14 protein-coding genes are annotated in these 17,392 nt (G+C 70.1%); 10 read left to right on the top strand and 4 right to left on the bottom strand.

All coding sequences use genetic code 11. The annotated features are described in order from the left end of the window. The first annotated feature begins 103 nt into the window (after positions 1-103). The 6 genes from FV242_RS27175 (at position 104) to FV242_RS27200 (ending at position 7,892) form a co-directional block, all read left to right on the top strand. Positions 104-2,386 carry a PAS domain-containing sensor histidine kinase gene (locus tag FV242_RS27175; protein WP_147941111.1) on the top strand — a complete coding sequence of 761 codons (2,283 nt, stop codon included), beginning with the start codon at positions 104-106 and terminating at the stop codon, positions 2,384-2,386. Continuing rightward, positions 2,383-3,747, top strand: a complete 1,365-nt coding sequence (locus FV242_RS27180; RefSeq protein ID WP_147907822.1) for a sigma-54 dependent transcriptional regulator — start codon at positions 2,383-2,385, stop codon at positions 3,745-3,747. The genes FV242_RS27175 and FV242_RS27180 overlap by 4 nt, the downstream gene beginning before the upstream one ends. A gap of 240 nt (positions 3,748-3,987) precedes the next feature. Next, complete coding sequence (gene hfq, locus FV242_RS27185; RefSeq protein WP_007563033.1) at positions 3,988-4,239, top strand: RNA chaperone Hfq; 252 nt, start codon at positions 3,988-3,990, stop codon at positions 4,237-4,239. A 602-nt stretch (positions 4,240-4,841) separates the two neighbouring features. Then, on the top strand, positions 4,842-6,263 hold the full coding sequence (gene hflX, locus FV242_RS27190) for a GTPase HflX (RefSeq protein WP_147907821.1): 1,422 nt from the start codon (positions 4,842-4,844) through the stop codon (positions 6,261-6,263). Then, entirely contained in the window at positions 6,263-7,585 is a 1,323-nt protein-coding gene (locus tag FV242_RS27195; RefSeq protein ID WP_147941112.1) for an adenylate/guanylate cyclase domain-containing protein, read from the top strand. Before hflX ends, FV242_RS27195 begins: the two co-directional genes overlap by 1 nt. A 70-nt stretch (positions 7,586-7,655) precedes the next feature. Then, positions 7,656-7,892, top strand: a complete 237-nt coding sequence (locus FV242_RS27200; RefSeq protein ID WP_147941113.1) for a hypothetical protein — start codon at positions 7,656-7,658, stop codon at positions 7,890-7,892. Between the two features lie 87 nt (positions 7,893-7,979). On the opposite strand, the gene FV242_RS27205 is transcribed toward FV242_RS27200, so the two are convergent. Beyond that, a complete protein-coding gene (locus FV242_RS27205; protein ID WP_187278585.1) occupies positions 7,980-10,244 on the bottom strand; it encodes a TonB-dependent siderophore receptor in 2,265 nt (754 codons plus the stop codon). Between the two features lie 302 nt (positions 10,245-10,546). After that, positions 10,547-11,740 (bottom strand): alpha/beta hydrolase, encoded by a 1,194-nt coding sequence (locus tag FV242_RS27210; protein ID WP_147941114.1) that lies wholly within the window; start codon positions 11,738-11,740, stop codon positions 10,547-10,549. Between the two features lie 249 nt (positions 11,741-11,989). Here FV242_RS27210 and FV242_RS34830 point away from each other — a divergent pair, with 249 nt between their 5' ends. Further along, positions 11,990-12,163 carry a hypothetical protein gene (locus FV242_RS34830; RefSeq protein WP_187193607.1) on the top strand — a complete coding sequence of 58 codons (174 nt, stop codon included), beginning with the start codon at positions 11,990-11,992 and terminating at the stop codon, positions 12,161-12,163. A gap of 10 nt (positions 12,164-12,173) precedes the next feature. On the opposite strand, the gene FV242_RS27215 is transcribed toward FV242_RS34830, so the two are convergent. Together FV242_RS27215 and FV242_RS27220 are read right to left on the bottom strand one after the other, a co-directional pair. Continuing rightward, positions 12,174-13,811, bottom strand: coding sequence for an acyl-CoA synthetase (locus tag FV242_RS27215; RefSeq protein WP_147907817.1), 1,638 nt, complete (start codon positions 13,809-13,811; stop codon positions 12,174-12,176). Between the two features lie 141 nt (positions 13,812-13,952). After that, positions 13,953-14,513, bottom strand: a complete 561-nt coding sequence (locus tag FV242_RS27220) for a PAS domain-containing protein (RefSeq protein ID WP_147941115.1) — start codon at positions 14,511-14,513, stop codon at positions 13,953-13,955. A 380-nt stretch (positions 14,514-14,893) separates the two neighbouring features. Here FV242_RS27220 and FV242_RS27225 point away from each other — a divergent pair, with 380 nt between their 5' ends. From FV242_RS27225 to FV242_RS27235, 3 genes are all read left to right on the top strand, one after another. Further along, positions 14,894-15,541, top strand: a complete 648-nt coding sequence (locus FV242_RS27225; protein ID WP_147907815.1) for a ParA family protein — start codon at positions 14,894-14,896, stop codon at positions 15,539-15,541. Continuing rightward, the gene (locus FV242_RS27230) at positions 15,525-15,845 is read left to right on the top strand and encodes a ribbon-helix-helix domain-containing protein (protein WP_147941116.1); all 321 of its coding nucleotides are present in this window, start codon (positions 15,525-15,527) and stop codon (positions 15,843-15,845) included. Before FV242_RS27225 ends, FV242_RS27230 begins: the two co-directional genes overlap by 17 nt. A 557-nt stretch (positions 15,846-16,402) precedes the next feature. Then, positions 16,403-17,392 (top strand): septal ring lytic transglycosylase RlpA family protein (locus tag FV242_RS27235; protein ID WP_246692904.1); only part of this gene is annotated, 990 nt, incomplete at its 3' end.

Genomic DNA, 17,392 nt, shown 5'->3' on the forward strand with positions numbered 1-17,392 from the left:
GGATACCGCGGGGGATGCGGGCCAAGAGACCGCATCCCAAGAAGCGGCATCCCAAGCAATCGCATCCCAGGAGACCACACCGGATTCGCCGCAGTCCCAGGAGTTGAGCACGCCGCTCGCGGAATCGCTGCGGCCCGGGCCGCGCGGGCCGGGCTGGATCGGCGCCGCCGTGGTGGTGACCGCGCTGATCTCGGCGCTGGCGACCTTCCTGATCCTGGCCGGGGTGATCCGGGTGACCCCGACGCCGGCCTACGGCGTCACGCTGCTCGGCATCAACGCCGTCCTGGTGCTTGGGCTGGTCTTCGTCATCGCCTGGGAGGCGCGGGTCTTCCTGCACGCCCGCAAGGCCAACGCTGCGGTGGCCCGGCTGCACTCGCGCATCGTCGGCCTGTTCTCGCTGATCGCGATCCTGCCCACCGTGCTGCTGGCGGTGGTGGCGTCGGTGACCATCGACCGGGGCCTGTCGCTCGGCTTCACCGACCGGGTCCGCGACGTGGTGCTCAAATCCGTCGAGGTGGCCGACGCCTACCAGGAGAACCAGTGCCAGTCGCTCGCCCGGGAGATCCGCATCCTGGTGGACGACCTGACCCGGGCGCGCCCGAACTTCGACCGGGACCGGGCCTGGTTCGAGAACTTCCTGACCACGCGGGCGACCAATCTCGGCCTGCCGGTGGCGCAGATCATGCGCGGGCCCACCGACGTGGTCGCCCGGGCCAAGATCGACGTGCTCAAGCAGGTGCGGCTGCCCTCGGCGGCGGCCTTCGAGGAGGCGGCGACATCGACCGACCCGATCTGCCTGCTGCCTTCGGAGGGCCGCGTCTTCGCCGCGCTCCTGCGGATGCCGGCCTACGACGACGCGGTGCTGATGGTGCAGCGGGAGGTCAGCCAGCTGGCCATCGAATTCCCGGGCGTCTCCCGAGCGGCGGCGGCCGAGTACCTGACCTACGATTCGCTCCGGCGCTCGATCCAGATCACCTTCGCGTCGGTGTTCCTGCTGATCGCCCTGATCGCGCTGCTGTCGGCGGTGTGGTTCGGGATGAACTTCGCCAACCGGTTCGTGGCGCCGATCCGGCGGCTGATCAACGCCGCCGACCAGGTCGCGTCCGGCAACTTCTACGCCCAGGTGCCGACCAAGAAGACCAGCGGCGACCTGGCCCATCTCGGCGAGGCGTTCAACAAGATGACGCAGGAGCTGCGCCGCCAGCATACCGGCCTGATCGCCGCCAACGACCTGATCGACACCCGCCGCCGCTTCACGGAGGCCGTTCTGTCGGGGGTCTCGCCCGGGGTGATCGGCCTCGACGCGGCGGGCTTCGTCACCATCGCCAACCCGGCCGCCGAGCGGATGCTCGACCTGGAGAGCGAGGCCCTGATCGGCCAGCCGCTGGCCCGGGCGGTGCCGGAGCTCGCCCCCGTGCTCGCCGAGAGCGAGAGCCGCCCGCGCGCCCTCCAGCAGCAGCAGCTCCAGCTCACCCGGTCGCGCGGCGAGCGCACCGTGACCGTGCGGGTCACGAGCGAGCAGGCGCAGGGGACGTCGCGCGGCTCGGTGGTGACCCTTGACGACATCACCGACCTCGTCCAGGCGCAGCGCAGCTCCGCCTGGGGCGACGTCGCCCGCCGCATCGCCCACGAGATCAAGAACCCCCTGACCCCGATCCAACTCTCCGCCGAGCGCATCCGGCGCAAGTACGGCAAGGTCATCACCGCCGACAAGGAGGTGTTCGACCAGTGCACCGCCACGATCGTGCGCCAAGTGGACGAGATCAAGCGCATGGTCGACGAGTTCTCGGCCTTCGCCCGGATGCCGAAGCCGGCCATCGCGCCGAACGACCTCACTGAGATCGCCAAGCAGAACCTGTTCATGATGCGCGTGGCGCACCCAGACATCGATTTCGCGTTCTCGGCGCAGGGCGGGGCGGGCAACGCGGAGAAGATCGTGGCGGCCTTCGACATCAGGCTGCTCAGCCAGGTGATCACCAACATCCTGAAGAACGCCGTCGAGGCGGTGGCCGAGGTGCCGGCGGACGAGCTCGGCAAGGGCAAGATCGCGCTCGGTCTCGCGGTCGAGGACGGCTTCGCGGTCATCACGGTGACCGACAACGGCAAGGGTTTTCCGGTGGAGGGGCGCCAACGGCTGCTCGAGCCCTACATGACCACACGCGAAGGTGGCACCGGGCTGGGACTTGCTATCGTCAGCAAGGTGCTTGAGGAGCACGGCGGCGGGATCGCGCTGAACGACAACCCCGCCGGCCGTGGCGGGCAGGTGCAGATGCGGGTCCCGCGCGAGCACGGGCCCGAGCCGTCCGGCCCCGAGACCAGCCCCGTCACGACAGAGGAGAAGGGCGCCGCACCGACGGCCCCCCGGATCGCGGAGATGCACGCATGAGCGCCGATATCCTGATTGTCGACGACGAGGCCGACATCCGCGACCTCGTGGCGGGCATCCTCGACGACGAGGGCCACCGCTGCCGCACGGCCGGAGGCTCCGACGAGGCGCTCGCCGCCATCGAGGCGCGCCGGCCCCACCTGGTGTTCCTAGACATCTGGCTGCAGGGCTCGCGCCTCGACGGCCTGCAGGTGCTCGACCTGATCAAGGCCGCCAATCCCGACCTGCCGGTGGTGATGATCTCGGGCCACGGCAACATCGAGACCGCGGTCTCGGCCATCAAGGCGGGGGCCTACGACTTCATCGAGAAGCCGTTCAAGGCCGACCGGCTGATCCTGGTGGCCGAGCGGGCGCTGGAAGCCTCCCGGCTCCGGCGCGAGGTCCGCGACCTGACGGCGCGCTCCGGGAATCCCAACCGCATCGTCGGCGGCTCGCTGGCGATCAACCAGCTCCGCCAGACCATCGACCGGGTCGCGCCGACCAACGCCCGGGTGATGATCACCGGGGCGCTGGGCTCCGGCAAGGAACTCGCGGCGCGCAGCCTGCACAAGGCCTCGGCCCGCGCCAACGGCCCGTTCGTGCTGCTCAACGCGGCCGCGATCCTGCCCGAGACCATGGAGGCGGAGCTGTTCGGGGTCGAGGGCGAGTCCGGCCGGCGGGTCGGTGCCCTGGAGGAGGCCCATGGCGGCACCCTCTACCTCGACGAGGTCGCCGACATGCCGCGCGAGAGCCAGAACCGGATCCTGCGCGTCCTGGTCGACCAGAATTTCCAGCGCGTCGGCGGCACAACCCGAGTCCACGTGGATGTCCGGATCATCTCGTCCTCGTCGCGGGATCTGGCCGAGGAAATCGCCGCGGGCCGCTTCCGCGAGGACCTGTTCCACCGGCTCTCGGTGGTGCCGGTGCGCGTGCCGGCCCTGTCGGAGCGCCGGGAGGACGTACCCGAACTGATCCAGTTCTTCATGGACAACATCTCGTCCCAGACCGGCCTGCCGAAGCGCGTAATCGCCGAGGACGCGATGGCGGTGCTCCAGTCGCACAACTGGCCGGGCAACGTCCGCCAGCTCAAGAACAACGTCGAGCGGCTGATGATCCTGACCCAGGCCGACCCGGACCAGGAGGTCACCTCCGAGATGCTGCCCTCCGAGATCGGCGCCCTGGTGCCGACCACCCCGGGGGGGGCGGGCGGCGAGAAGCTGATGAGCCTGGCCCTGCGCGAGGCGCGCGAGATCTTCGAGCGCGAGTATCTCGTGGCGCAGATCGCGCGGTTCTCGGGCAACATCTCGCGCACCGCCGAGTTCATCGGCATGGAGCGCTCGGCGCTGCACCGCAAGCTGAAGTCCCTGGGCATCGGCCCGTAGCACGCCGGGCCGAGAAGGGGCGGAGACGGGGGACGAACCGTGAAACTGACGCCGATCCGTCACGGATCGGGCGGAACGGGGCTTGCTTGCCCCCGGGCTTTCACGCCGTCATGCTGTAGACTCGGTCCGTGCGGGATGATCGGACGATCTCGCACGTGACGGCCCCAACCACGTGACAGATTCCGACGTCGCGTACCCAACCCGAGCCTTTCGCGCCGGGACAACAAAAAGGCAAAAAAGATGGCGGGCGAACGCGCACAAAACCTTCAGGACACGTTCCTCAATCATGTCCGCAAGAACAAGATCCCGCTGACCATCTTCCTCGTCAACGGCGTCAAGCTCCAGGGTGTGGTCACCTGGTTCGACAATTTCTGCGTGCTGCTGCGCCGGGACGGCCATTCGCAGCTCGTCTACAAGCACGCGATCTCCACGATCATGCCGGGCCACCCGGTGCAGCTGTTCGAGCCGGACGAGACCGCCGAGAAGGCGTGATTGTCTTGTGGGGGAGGGCGGCTTTGCCTGTCTTCCTCTGTGGACTTGCGGAGTAGGCTGGCGGATCGACAGATCGCGTTCCGGATCATGCCAAGGCTGGAGAGGGCGCCTAGAGCGCCCGCCGCCGACGTGGAGGCCGGTCCGGCGTAAGCGAGCGCGTTACATCAAGGCCTTAGAGCTGGCCCCGATCGCATTGTGATCGGGACCAGCTCAAGCCCGGAGATGACAGGCGCCATTCCTCTCCCCTCTGCTCCTCTCCCCTCTGCGGGGATGGGCCGGCCGTCAGCCCGGCTCGGGTCGGGACGAAGTCCCGCAAGGGGGCAGCGCGACGGTTCGTGATTTCACGCCGGACACTGCCTTTCCGGAAGCGTTGCTTCCCTCTTCCGACCCGCTTCGCAGGCATCCCTCCTCCGCAGGCGGAGGACGAGGAACACGGAGTTCCCCGGTCGAACGGGCTCTCCGATCCCAACCTCTCGAATCCCGGCATCTTGAAGCCCGGCATCTTGAAGCCCGGCACCTTGGCCCGGCCCCGCCCAATCCCCATCTCGAAAATCCGAATTCTCGAACGAAGCTGCCGGCGCGCGGGCGGCGTTAAAGGTTGCATGAGTGAGACGCTGACGTCCGGCGAGGCCCGGCTCCAGGCACAGGCCGCGCCCGAGGGCGAGATCGCCGCGGCGACCCACACCTTGGTGATCGGGCCCTATCTGGCCCGCGGCGCCCCCGGGCCCGGGGGACCGGGTCACGGGCCCGCCCAGCCGACCCGCTCGGTGGAGGCGCGCCTCGACGAGGCGACCGGACTCGCCGCCGCGATCGAGCTCGACGTGGTCGAGAGCCTCGCGGTCAGCCTGCCGCGCATCCGCCCCTCGACCTATCTCGGCAAGGGCCGGGTCGAGGAGATCGCCGGAATGATCCGGGCCGGCGAGATCGGTCTCGTGGTGATGGATTGCGCGCTCTCGCCGGTGCAGCAGCGCAACCTCGAGAAGGCATGGGGCGCCAAGGTCATCGACCGCACCGGCCTGATCCTCGAGATCTTCGGCCGGCGCGCCTCGACCCGCGAGGGCACGCTTCAGGTCGAGCACGCCCACCTCGCCTACCAGAAGTCCCGCCTCGTCCGGTCCTGGACCCACTTGGAGCGCCAGCGCGGCGGCTTCGGCTTCCTGGGCGGCCCCGGCGAAACCCAGATCGAAGCCGACCGGCGCATGATCCAGGAGCGCATGACCCGGATCGAGCGCGACCTCGACGCGGTGGTGCGGACCCGCGGCCTGCACCGGCAGAGCCGGGCCCGGGTCCCGTACCCGATCGTCGCGCTGGTGGGCTACACCAATGCCGGAAAGTCGAGCCTGTTCAACACCCTGACCAGCGCCGAGGTCACCGCCAAGGACATGCTGTTCGCCACCCTCGACCCGACCGCGCGCGCGACCAAGCTGCCCCACGGCGAGACCGTGATCCTGTCGGACACGGTGGGCTTCATCTCCGACCTGCCGACCGCCCTGATCGCGGCGTTCCGGGCGACCCTGGAGGACGCGATCGAGGCCGACGTGCTGCTGCACGTGCGCGACGTCAGCCACGTCGATTCCGAGGCCCAGGCCGAGGATGTCGGCGAGGTGCTGCGCGAGCTCGGCATCGAGACCACGGCCGAGCGGATCATCGAGGTCTGGAACAAGTCCGATCTGCTCGACGACGACGAGCGCACCCGGCTGATGAACCTCAGCGGCCAGGCCAAGGCCCGCAACGACCGCGACAGCGACGCGCCGGTTCTGGTCTCGGCGCTGACCGGGGAGGGGCTCGCCGCGCTCACCGCCCGGATCGAGGCGCGGATCGGCCGCCACCGGACGAGCTTCGCGGTGTCGCTGCCCCCCGAGGACGGGGCGGCGCTCAACTGGCTCTACGAGAACGCCGAGATCCTGGACCGGCGCGCGGAAGCCGACGGCACCGTGCACCTCGCGATCCGGATCGCCCCCGAGAAGGAGCCGCGCTTCCTCAACCGCTTCAGCGCGGCCCGGCGCCTCGACCGGGGCGCGTGATGGCCACGGGCGGCGCCCGGACCCAGCCGCTCTGCACCCCCAAGCCCGCCCGGGACCTCTCTGCGCGCAAGGCGGAGACGAGCCAGGACGACGCCGCGGTCCTGCGCGCCATGCAGGCGGGCGGCGGGCTGCGGCTGCTCGGGCTGCGGATCGTGATCGTGCTGGTGCTGCTGATGGCGGCCCAGGCTTATGACGGCTCGCTGCACGCCTTCAGCCACTGGTTCATCCTCGGCCTCTACGGCGTCGGCACGATCTGGTTCGGGCTCGGGGAGAGGGGCGGCGGCCCCGCGGCGGCGGCCTACAGCTGGGCCGGGACGCTGCTCAACGCCGGGCTCGCCGTCTACGTGATCATCGAGCACATGCTGGCCGGCGGCGGGGCCGGCCTCGGCGCCGACGCGGTGAGCCGCCTGCCGGCCTTCCTGCTCCTGCTCCAGACCGGCCTGAGCATGCGGGTCGCCCAGACCCTGCTGTTCTGCGGGGTGGTGACGGCGTGCTGGAGCGCGGCCTTCCTGGTCGGGCTGGCCGATCCCGGGCTGTTCCCGGGGCCGGATTCGTTCCCGACCGCGCAGGTCACCGGGCTCGCCACCTTCGTGGCGGCCGGGCTGCTCGTGGTCGACGGCATGACCCGCCTGCGCGAAGCGGTCACCCGGGCCCTGCGCATGGAGCACGAGCGCGCCCAGCTCGCGCGCTTCGTGCCCGACACGGTCGCCCTGGACCTCGCCGCGGAGGACGCCGACGCCGCCATGGGCATCCACCGGCGCCATGCCTGCCTGATGGTGCTGGACATCCGCGGCTTCTCCCGGTTGAGCCGGGAGCATCCGCCCGAGGCGATGGTGACGGCCCTGCTCGCCGTCCGGGCGGCCGCCCAGGCCGCGGTGGCCGAGCAGGGCGGCCTCGTGGACAAGTATGTCGGCGACGCCGTGCTGGTGCAGTTCGTGGTCGGCCGACCGCGCGCGCAGGCCCGTGCGGCGCTGGCCTGCGCCCTGTCGCTCCAGGACCGGATCGCCGCCCTCAACGAAGCGCGGGCCGAGGCGGGGATGTTCACCCTGCGGGTGGTGGTCGCCCTGCATGCCGGCGACCTCCTGGTCGGCGTGTTCGACGACGGGGTGCGGGCCGAGTACACCGTGCTGGGCCCCGCCATGAACGCCCTGTCGCGCCTCGAGGCCCGGGCCAAGGCCGCCGAGCTCGAGATCGCCGCCTCGGGGGATTTCCTGGATCTGCTCGGAGGGCCGCTGCCATCGCGCATCCGGGCGGTCCCGGTGCCGGACGCGAAGGACGTGCAGCCCGCCCTGTTCGCGATCGTGGAGGGTCCGGCCGCCTGACGGCCCGGAACTTGCGCATCACTGATCCGTTCGGTCGGCGCGGCGCAGGGTCGCGAAGGGACCGGACCCCATGAACAAGATCCTCCTCGGCGCGACCCTCGCGCTCGGCCTCGTCCTGGGCGCCGCCAGCCCGAGCCTCGCCGCCCGGGGCGACGGCCTCGACCGGAACGCTGCCGCCACCGGCAACGGCAATTTCGGTGGCATGCACCGCGGTGCCCGGATGTCCTCCCGGGGCGTGATGCGGAGCCGCCATCACATGATGCGCCGGCACCATCGCCGCCACATGATGCGCCGCCACGGCCGCTGAGCCCGGGCCTTCCGCATCGCGGCTGGCCCGGTCGCCCCGCCTTCACGATCCCGCCGCGCGTGACTCAGGCCACGCGCGGCCCGCGTCTCACCACTTGTAGCTCACGCTCGCCAGGACCCGCCTCGCGTCGCCGTAGAAGCAGGAGGTCGAGGTCTGGCAGGACGAGACGAAGCGGCGGTCGCCGACATTCGTCGCGTTGACCTGCAGGCGCCAGCGCTCCCAGTCGTAGTGGACCTGCGCGTCGAACAGCACGTAGTCCGGCACCCGCAGGGTGTTGCCGACGTCGGCGAAGGACCGCCCGACGTAGCGCACGCCACCACCGAAGCCGAAGCCGCGCAGGTCGCCGTTCGGGATGGTGTAGTCGACGAACACGTTGGCGAAGTTCTCCGGGATGTTGACCGGGACCTTGCCGATCAGCTCCGGGCCGCCCCGCTCGTTGGTCAGCCCGTAGATCGTGTACGAGGCCGCCACGTTGAGGCCCTCGGCCAGGCTCGCGACCAGCTGGGCCTCGAAGCCTGTGGACCGCACCTCGGCCAGCTGGGCGTTGAACAGCGGGTTGCCGGGATTGGCGGTCAGCACGTTCTGGCGGTGGATGTCGAAGCCCGCCAGGGTGAGGAAGTAGCCCTGGCCCGGGGGCTCGAACTTGACGCCGCCCTCCACCTGCTTGCCGGTCTCGGGCTTGAAGGTCTGGTTGTTGATGTCGGTGCCGATCAGCGGCTGGAACGAGGTCGAGAGGCTGACATAGGGGGCGAGCCCGTTGTCGAAGTTGTAGATCAGTGCGGTCCGGTAGGTCGTGCCGTTGTCGCTGCGGCCGTTGTTGCCCAGACCGTTGTTGAGCTTGTCGACCACCCGGTTGTCCGCGAAGTCCTGGCGGCCGCCGACCAGCAGGGTGAGCCGGTCGGTGACCTTGATCTGGTCCTGCAGGTAGAGGCCGAGCTGCTTGAACGCGTCGGAATTGATCAGGTACGGCGACGGCGTCCCGGTGGGCAGGCCGTAGACCGGGGCCAGGATGTTCAGGTCGCTCGCGGGGAACAGCGACGCCTGGTTGTCGTTCAGGCGGTAATCCTTGTAGTCCAGGCCCATCAGCAGGTCGTGACGGAAGTATCCATCGAAGAACCGCGCCTCGGCCTGGTTGTCGACCTGGAACAGGTTGACCTTGGCGCTGTCGCGGAACTGGTAGCGGGCGAGCAGCGTCTGGGCCGGGTTGCTGTAGCCGAGCTGGCCGATATCCGAGTTCTGGAAGCTCTTGAGGAACGAGTACCGGAGGTTCTGCCGGAAGGTCCACGTCTCGTTGAAGTCGTGCTCGAACTCGTAGCCCAGGAACGCCTGGTCGCGCTGGAAGGTGTTGAAGCCGGCATCGCCGACGTTGAGCGAGCGCGGGATCCGAAGCCCGGAGGCGTTGGGCCGCACGGTCCCGAGATACGGCAGGAAGTTCGACGTCACCGCGGTGTTGTCGTGCTGGAAGCTCGACAGGAAGGTGAAGCGCGTCGCCCCGTCCGGCTTATAGGTGACGGCCGGTGCGATGTAGAAGCTGTCGTCCGGGGCGCCCTCGACCTGCGTCCCGCCCTGGCGGCCGTAGCCGGTCAGCCGGTAGAACCAGTGGCCCTCCTGGTCGGCCGGGCCGCCGAAGTCGAAGGCGGCGTATTTCTGGCCGAACGAGCCGCCGCCGACCTCGGCATAGCCGAACGGATCGAGCGTCGGGCGCTTGGTGACCTGGTTGACGATGCCGCCGGGGCTGCCGGCCCCGAACAGGACCGCCGCGGGGCCGCGCAGCACCTCGATGCGCTCGAGCCCGAACGTGTTGGTCTTGAAGTAGCCGAAGCCGTAGTTCAGCTGCTGCAGCCCGTCCCGGTAGATGCCGAAATCGCTCACCACGAAGCCGCGCAGGGTGAGGTAGTCGATGCGCGAATCCGCGCCGAACACGCCGCCATAGGCCCCCGCGACGTACTGGGTGGCCTGGGTCAAAGTCTGGGCGTTCTGGGCGTCGAGCTGCTGGCGCCCGATCACGCTGATCGATTGCGGCGCCTCGATCAGCGGGGTGTTGGTCTTCGTCGCGGTGTTCGAGCGCTTCGCCACGAACCCGTCGATTGGGCCGGTCGGGCTCTCCACGCTGCGCGAGGCCGTATTGGAGCGCCCCGCCTGGACCGGGCCGCCCCCACGGCTCTCGACGCTGATCTCGTCGAGCTGCACGCTGCCCCCGGCGGGTGGATTGGCGATGCCGCGGCGCGGCGGCGTCGCGTCCTGGGAGAGGGCCGGGACGACCTGCGCCAGAACGGCCAGGGAGGCGCCGGCCAGGAAGGCGCCGGCGCGGCGGGCGCGCAGGGCGCCGGGACGGGGGTGAACGACTGGCATCTGACTGGGCCCTGCACGACGCTTCGGGCAGCCGCCCGCATGCGCCGGGACGGGCCCGGCGGGGCTGCCCCGCTCTTTAGAATTGTGATAAACTGCTGTTATTATTGAGGTTTCTACAACTTTCAGTACGAGCCGCCACGCTTGGCCGCAAGCGGGTCGCGCGCGGAAGGCGAGTGCTGTTGCGGTTTCAACACGCAGCGATGGAGGGGCCGCCAGAGCGGGGAGGGCGCTGTCACCAACGCTGCGGCGGAAATGCCTGTGGACGCCGGGGGGACGCGCCGCGGCGCCTGATCCCGAGGCGGCTACTTCACGCGGCCCGCGATCCAGGCGGCCACGGCATCCGCCACGGCGTCGCTGTTGGACTCGAGCATCACCATGTGGCCGTTGCCGTGAAGGCCCCGCTCGGCCAGCCGGATCGCGTCGGGCTTGGCGCCGGCCTGGGTCAGGAATGCGACCGTGCAGGCATCGTAGGTGGCGTGGAACGAGGCCTCGGCGGTCACCAATGCGGCCGGCACCTTGGCGAGGTTCGGCAGGGTCCGGGCCGGCTCGGCCTGCAGCCAGCAGCGGATCTGGCCCTCCGCCGCCTTGGGATCGGATCCTTTCGCCTGCTGCGCCACCATCAGATCCTCCGGCGCCTTGACTGGCGGGTCGAAGGTCAGGGGCATGCGGGTCAACCCATAGGCGCGGGCGCGGCCGTCGCCGGACTTCTCCCAGAACTCCTTGCCACCGCGGAACTGCACGTCGAAGAAGGGCGGCCCGTTCGGCTCCACGGTGACGTGGGCCTTCACCAGATCGGGCCGCGCATCCGAGGCCGCCCAGCCGAACAGGGCGCCCTGGCCGTGCGTGAGCAGGATTGCCGGCCCGACCTTCTCCAGGAGCGCGAGCAGGGCCGGGGCGACGAGTTCCTCGGTCTGCTGGCTGTTGGCCAGGAACGGGACCTGGCTGGCGAAGAACTGGTCGAACCCGGCATTGCCCTGCACCCCGGTACCGCCCGGCCATTGCGTGTGGAGCTTCGCCTGCGGGAACAGGTCGTAGACCTCCGGTGCCGTGTAGGTCTTCTCGAGGGTGCGGGTGCCGAGCCGGTCGTAGGGGCCGTAGACCTCCGGGTTGGTGCCCGAACGCCCGCGTCCGACCTGATCGACCACGTAAACCTGATAGCCCTTCTCGACGAAGCGCTGCACCCAGCCGGGCCGGCCGTCCGGGGTGGCCAGGAAGTTCACTCCGGTCTGGGCGAGACCGTGCACCATCACCACCGGGTAGGGCTGGGTGATCTCGGCCGGCGCACGCGCCTGCACGAACATCTGGCCGACCATCACGGTCTTGTCGCCGAGCTTCTGATACCGCCCGCCGATGTAGAAATAACTCGCCCGGGTGACCGGCCCGGGGGCGGGCGCCTCGGCCCGCACCGGCAGCGCGGCCAGGATCGTGCCCTGAACGGCCAGCAACGCTCCAAAAATGCGGCCCGCGATCCCCGCAGCGATCCCGTTACCGGCCATACGTCCCTCCCCGGATGCGCGTCGCATCGCGCGGGCTTATTGCGGGAATCGGGGCGTACGGCCAGCACCTCCGGTTGACGCAGGATCCGGCCCGGTAACGGAGAGCCCGAACCCACACGCATGCCAGGCCCACCACGGCGACGCTGGTGAAAGCCCGGCCGCGCGCCCACCTTCCTGTCATCGCAGGCGCCGGGATCGGCGCCCCTCGCCCGGTTAGCCCGCGGCGAGACGAGCTAAGGACGTCACGCCGTGGACCCCGCTACCGCCAAGATTCTGGTTTCCGCAGCCCTGGTCGCCTCGATCGCCCTGTTCAGCCTCATGTCGATCCAGGCCTTCATCGCCCAGGTCGCGTCCGATCTGCGTGCCGCCAAACCCGTGCGCGCCACGGTCCGCGCGGAGCCTCGGCAGCCCCCGCAGGCCTGAATGAGGCCGCTCAGGCCTCGTCCTGACGGGCCCGCTCGCGCAGGATGAATTTCTGGACCTTTCCCGTGGAGGTCTTCGGCAGGTCGCCGAAGATCACGTGGCGGGGCAGCTTGTAGGCGGCCAGCCGCCCGCGGCACCACTGGATCAGTTCGTCGGCGCTGGGCGACGCGCCCGGCTTCAGCTCCACGAAGGCGCAGGGCGTCTCCCCCCATTTCGGGTCGGGCTTGGCCACCACCGCGGCGGCCGACACCGCCGGATGCTTGAACAGCGCGTCCTCCACTTCGATCGACGAGATGTTCTCGCCGCCCGAGATGATGATGTCCTTCGAGCGGTCCTTGAGCTGGATGTAGCCGTCCGGATGCTTCACCCCGAGGTCGCCGGTGCGGAACCAGCCGCCCTTGAAGGCGGCCTGCGTGGCCGCCGGATTCTTGAGGTAGCCGCGCATCACCACGTTGCCGCGCATCATCACCTCGCCGATCGTCGTGCCGTCGGCCGGCACCGGCACCATCGTGTCCGGGTCGCGCACGTCGAGCGCCTCCAGAACCGGGTAGCGCACGCCCTGGCGGGCCTTCTTGGCCGCCCGCTGGTCGGCCGCGAGCGCGTCCCAATCCGCGTTCCAGGCATTGACCACGGCCGGGCCGTAGCTCTCGGTCAGCCCGTACAGGTGGGTCACGTCGAACCCGGCCTCCGACATGCCGGCCAGGATCGCCTCGGGCGGCGGGGCGGCGGCGGTGAAGAACGCCACCCGTCGGGGCAGGTCCCGACGCTCGGCATCGGGGGCGTTGATCAGCATCTGCATCACGATCGGCGCGCCGCAGAGATGCGTGACCGCGTGCTCGGCCATCAGCCGGTACATCGCCTCCGCGCGGACCTGGCGCAGGCAGACATGGGTGCCGGCCACGATCGACAGGGTCCAGGGGAAGCACCAGCCGTTGCAGTGGAACATCGGCAGCGTCCAGAGATAGACCGGGTGCTGCCCGAGCCCCCCGGTGATGACGTTGCCGAGCGCCAGCAGCGCCGCGCCCCGGTGGTGGTAGACCACGCCCTTCGGATCGCCGGTGGTGCCCGAGGTGTAGTTCAGCGTGATCGCGTCCCACTCGTCGTCGGGCAGCGCCCAGTCGTGCTCCGGGTCCCCGCCCGCCAGGAACGCCTCGTAGTCGGTCTCGCCGAGGCGCGCGCCGGGGCCGTCGTAATCCGGGTCGTCGACGTCGATCACGAACGGTTTCGTCGCCAGGCCCTCGAGGGCCGCAGCGGCGGTCTTCGAGAACTCGCGATCGGTGATCAGCACCTTGGCCTCGCCGTGCTCCAGGCAGAACCGGATCGCGGCGGCGTCGAGACGGGTGTTGAGGGTGTTGAGCACCGCCCCGGTCATCGGCACGCCGTAATGGCACTCGACCATCTCGGGGGTGTTGGCCAGGAACGCCGCCACGGTATCCCCGCGGCCGAGCCCGCGCCGCGCCAGCGCCGAGGCCAGGCGCCGGGCGCGGGCGTAGAGGTCCCGGTACGAGCGCCGCAGGGGGCCGTGGACCACCGCGACCTGGTCGGGAAACACCCGCGCCGCCCGGTCGAGATAGAGCAGGGGGGTCAGCGGCTGGTGGTTGGCCGGCACACGGTCGAGATCGCGGTCGTAGATCGTGTCGCGGGCCATCGGAATCCTCCCGGCAAAGTCTTGCCGGGACCGTAGCTTGGGGGCGTGGGCGCGATCAATCGCACTTCGACCCTGCGCACGGGCTCGGGCGCGGCATCGTCTTGGGCCGAATGCCGGAACCCATCGTTCGGGGCATTGCGCTCAGTGGCGCGGCTCGTCCTCGGGCTCCGGCAGGAACCGGGCGAGCTCGAAGCCGATCTCGATCATCAGGCGCTCGATCCGCTCGACCAGCGCCGGCCGCTCCAGGACGTGGGCGAGGTCGCGCAGGGCGATGACGTGCTCGGCCATCCGGTTCACCACCCGCTCGCTCTGCACGAGGTTGGCCGCCTGCACCTCAGTCCGGTCGATGGCGATGCCGCGCCCCTGGAGCGTGCGGCCCGAGGGATCACGGTCGATCCGGCCGCGCATCAGCAAGGTGCGGACGCCGGTGCGGGTGTCACGGGTGCGGAACTCCGCCTCCAAGGTGCCGCCGGTCTCCGACACCGCGTGCAGGTAGCTCTCGATCCGGATGCGGTCCTCCGGATGGGTGCGGTCGAGGAACGCCGCGAGGGACACCCCCGTGGCGGCCGCCACCGGGTCGAGGCCGAGCAGCCCCGCCAGGGAGCCCGAGAGCGCCAGCCGATCGGCCCAGTGATCGTGGACCCACGTCCCGACCACGCCGGAGGCGTCCAGAACGGATTGCGGGATCGGGGCGTCGGCCATGCCATTCCTCGCCGGGGTTTCGAACGCCGCCAAACCTGAGGTTATAAAATCCATCGCAGCTCCGGCGCCGGCTACCTTGACGCTACGGCATCCTAGAGCTGCTGAAAAGGCCGTTCCGGAACAAGACTGCCGACATATGAACCTGAGGTTTAGATTGCATGCGATGACCGAACACCCTGACCCGATCCGGCGGTGCACCGGCGGCAGGGCATCTTAACGCCTCGTTAACCATGTCGGACGCACCGTGCCGCTCGACATCCTTGGGTCACAGGATCGCGGCAGCCCGTGATTGCGCACCTGAGGTTGCCCGACGAGGGCGCGGCATTCGTGAATGCCAGCGCTTCCGGCGGATGCGCGGGGCCTTCTGGAGGATGCCCAGGATGAAAGCCATCACCTTCGTCACGCAGAAGGGCGGCAGCGGCAAGAGCACGCTGTGCATCTCCCTGGCGGTCGCCGCCCGCGAGGCGGGCCACACGGTCTGCATCCTGGAGATGGACCGCCAGGCCACGATCTCGGATTGGCTGGACCACCGCACCGCCGACGGTCCCGAGGTCGCGCAGATCGACGCGACGCAGATCGACGCCGTGATGGAGCGCCTGCGCGACTCGGCCTACGACTACGTGTTCATCGATACGCCGGGGGTCGATTCAACCGGCACGCTCTCGGCCATCCGTGCGGCGGACCTGTGCATCATCCCGTGCCGGCCGACCCCGGCCGACCTGCGGGCGTTCAAGCCGACGCTGGCGGCGGTCTACCGGCTCGAAAAGAAGTTCGCCTTCGTGCTGAACCAGACCCCGCCCCGCTCCTACCGGGTCCGGGACGCAGCCGACGGGCTGGCGGTGCTCGGCATCCTGCCGGACGTGAACATCGTCGCCCGCACCGACCACCAGGACGCGATCGGCCTCGGCCAGGGCGTCACCGAATTCAACCCCAAGGGCCAGGCCGCCGGAGAGGTCCGGCGCCTCTGGTCGTGGATCGAGCGCCGCACGCAGTCGCTGAAGACGGGCCGACATGTCCAAGCCGCCTAAGCTCAGCCTCGCGGCGATCGTCGCCTCGGCGAACCCGCCGGACCGGCACGCGGCCCGGCCGCAGGGCGCCGAGATCGTGACCCTGGCGCTGGCGCCCCCGGCGGCGAAGCCCGCCGCCACGCTGAAGCAGCGCGCCCGGCAGATATCGGTCTACCTGGAGCCCCCGGTCTACGACCAGCTCCGGGACCTCGCCTATGCCGAGCGGACCAAGATGCACGCCCTGATGCTGGAAGGGCTCGACCTGCTGTTCAAGCAGCGCGGCGCCCGCTCCATCGCGCAGCTGACCGACACCCCGCCGCGCTGACTCCGGCGAGGCTCGACCCTGCCTCCGCACAGGATCCCGAACGCGATCCGTGCAGGGCGTTTGCAGAGGCAGCTCTGACAACAACCCCGTCATCGGGGCCGCGCAGCCAAGCCCCGAAATGACGGGGCGGATGCCGATGCGTCCTCGGACATCCGGGATCCGTAGCGGGTCGCCCGTTTCCGTGCAGACCCTTCGACAGCCACCCGGGCGATGGATGCGCCCGGGCCATCAGGCCGGTCCTGCGCGCTCTCGACCGCCCGGCGCCGCTGGCGCGGGTCTTTTCGGGCAGCGCAATGCGAGCACCTCGAGAGCGCCCGGTCTTGATTACATAAACCTCAAAGCATCCATTTATCAGACCCTTGCTGGCAAATCCTGATGTGGCACGCGAGGTTTTAGAGCGGCTCGGCTGCAACGCCTGAACCGCGACAGCCGACATCGTTCAGGCTTCCTTTACGCGACCGCTACAATTCTGGGTGGACTGGCTGAGCCCTTGGGGCGCGGCCGGTGCCGGCCCGTTTCCGGGCCGTTGTCCCGCGTCGCGTTTGGTGAACCCCGATATGGTGCGCACGACCCTTCCCCGGCCTGCGCGCCTCGCCCTGCGGCTCTTGGCCGTCTCGGGCGTGGCCCTGGCCACGGCCAACTGCGCCACCAATCCCCAGCAGCAGAAGCTCAGCTCCGGCAACGGCATCGACCCGAAATACGGGGTCAAGGCGAGCCCGCGCCTCTACAACGAGGGCGACGTGATCCCGAAGGGCGGCGGGCGCCGCTACACCGGCAAGCCCTACGTGGTGGCCGGCCAGACCTATGTGCCCAAGGAGGATCCCCGCGGCTACGTGCGAGAGGGCCTGGCCTCCTGGTACGGCTCGGCCTTCCACGGCCGCATGACCGCCAACGGCGAGGTGTTCGACCGCCACTCGATCGCGGCCGCCCACCCGACCCTGCCGCTGCCGAGCTACGCCCGGGTGACCAACCTCGACAACGGCGCCTCGATGATCGTGCGGGTCAACGACCGGGGCCCCTACCATGCCGGCCGCGTCATGGACGTCTCCGAGGAGGCGGCCGAGGCCCTGGGCTTCCACCGGCGCGGCACCGCGCGGGTGCGGGTCGAGTATGCCGGCAAGGCCGCGGTCGCCGGCAGCGACGACCGCAAGCTGCTCGCCAGCCTGCGCACCGACGGGCAGCCGGCCGGCCGCTCGACCGTGATGATGGCGGATCTCGGCCCCTCGGAGGAGCCTGAGCGCTACGCCCGCTCGGCCGCCGAGCCATTGGCCTTCAAGCCGCCCCCCGAGCGGGCGCAGTCCGACGAGGCCCCGGCGTCGCGGCCCGAGCGGCCGGCCCCGGTGCGCGCTCCGATCGTGCTCGCCTCGGCCGCCATGCGGGTACCGGCGGCCGTCCAGCCGACCGCCCAGAAGGTGCGGGATTTCCGGCCCGCGCCGATCCAGGTCGCCGAGCATGCGGGGGCCGGCGCTAAAGGCGCGAGCCTCAAGGGGGCGGACCTGAAAGTCGCGGGCCTCAACCCGGCCCAGGGTCACGGCGCGGCCGCGAAG

The sequence above is a fragment of the Methylobacterium sp. WL64 genome, from assembly GCF_008039945.1.
Classification (GTDB): Bacteria; Pseudomonadota; Alphaproteobacteria; order Rhizobiales; family Beijerinckiaceae; genus Methylobacterium.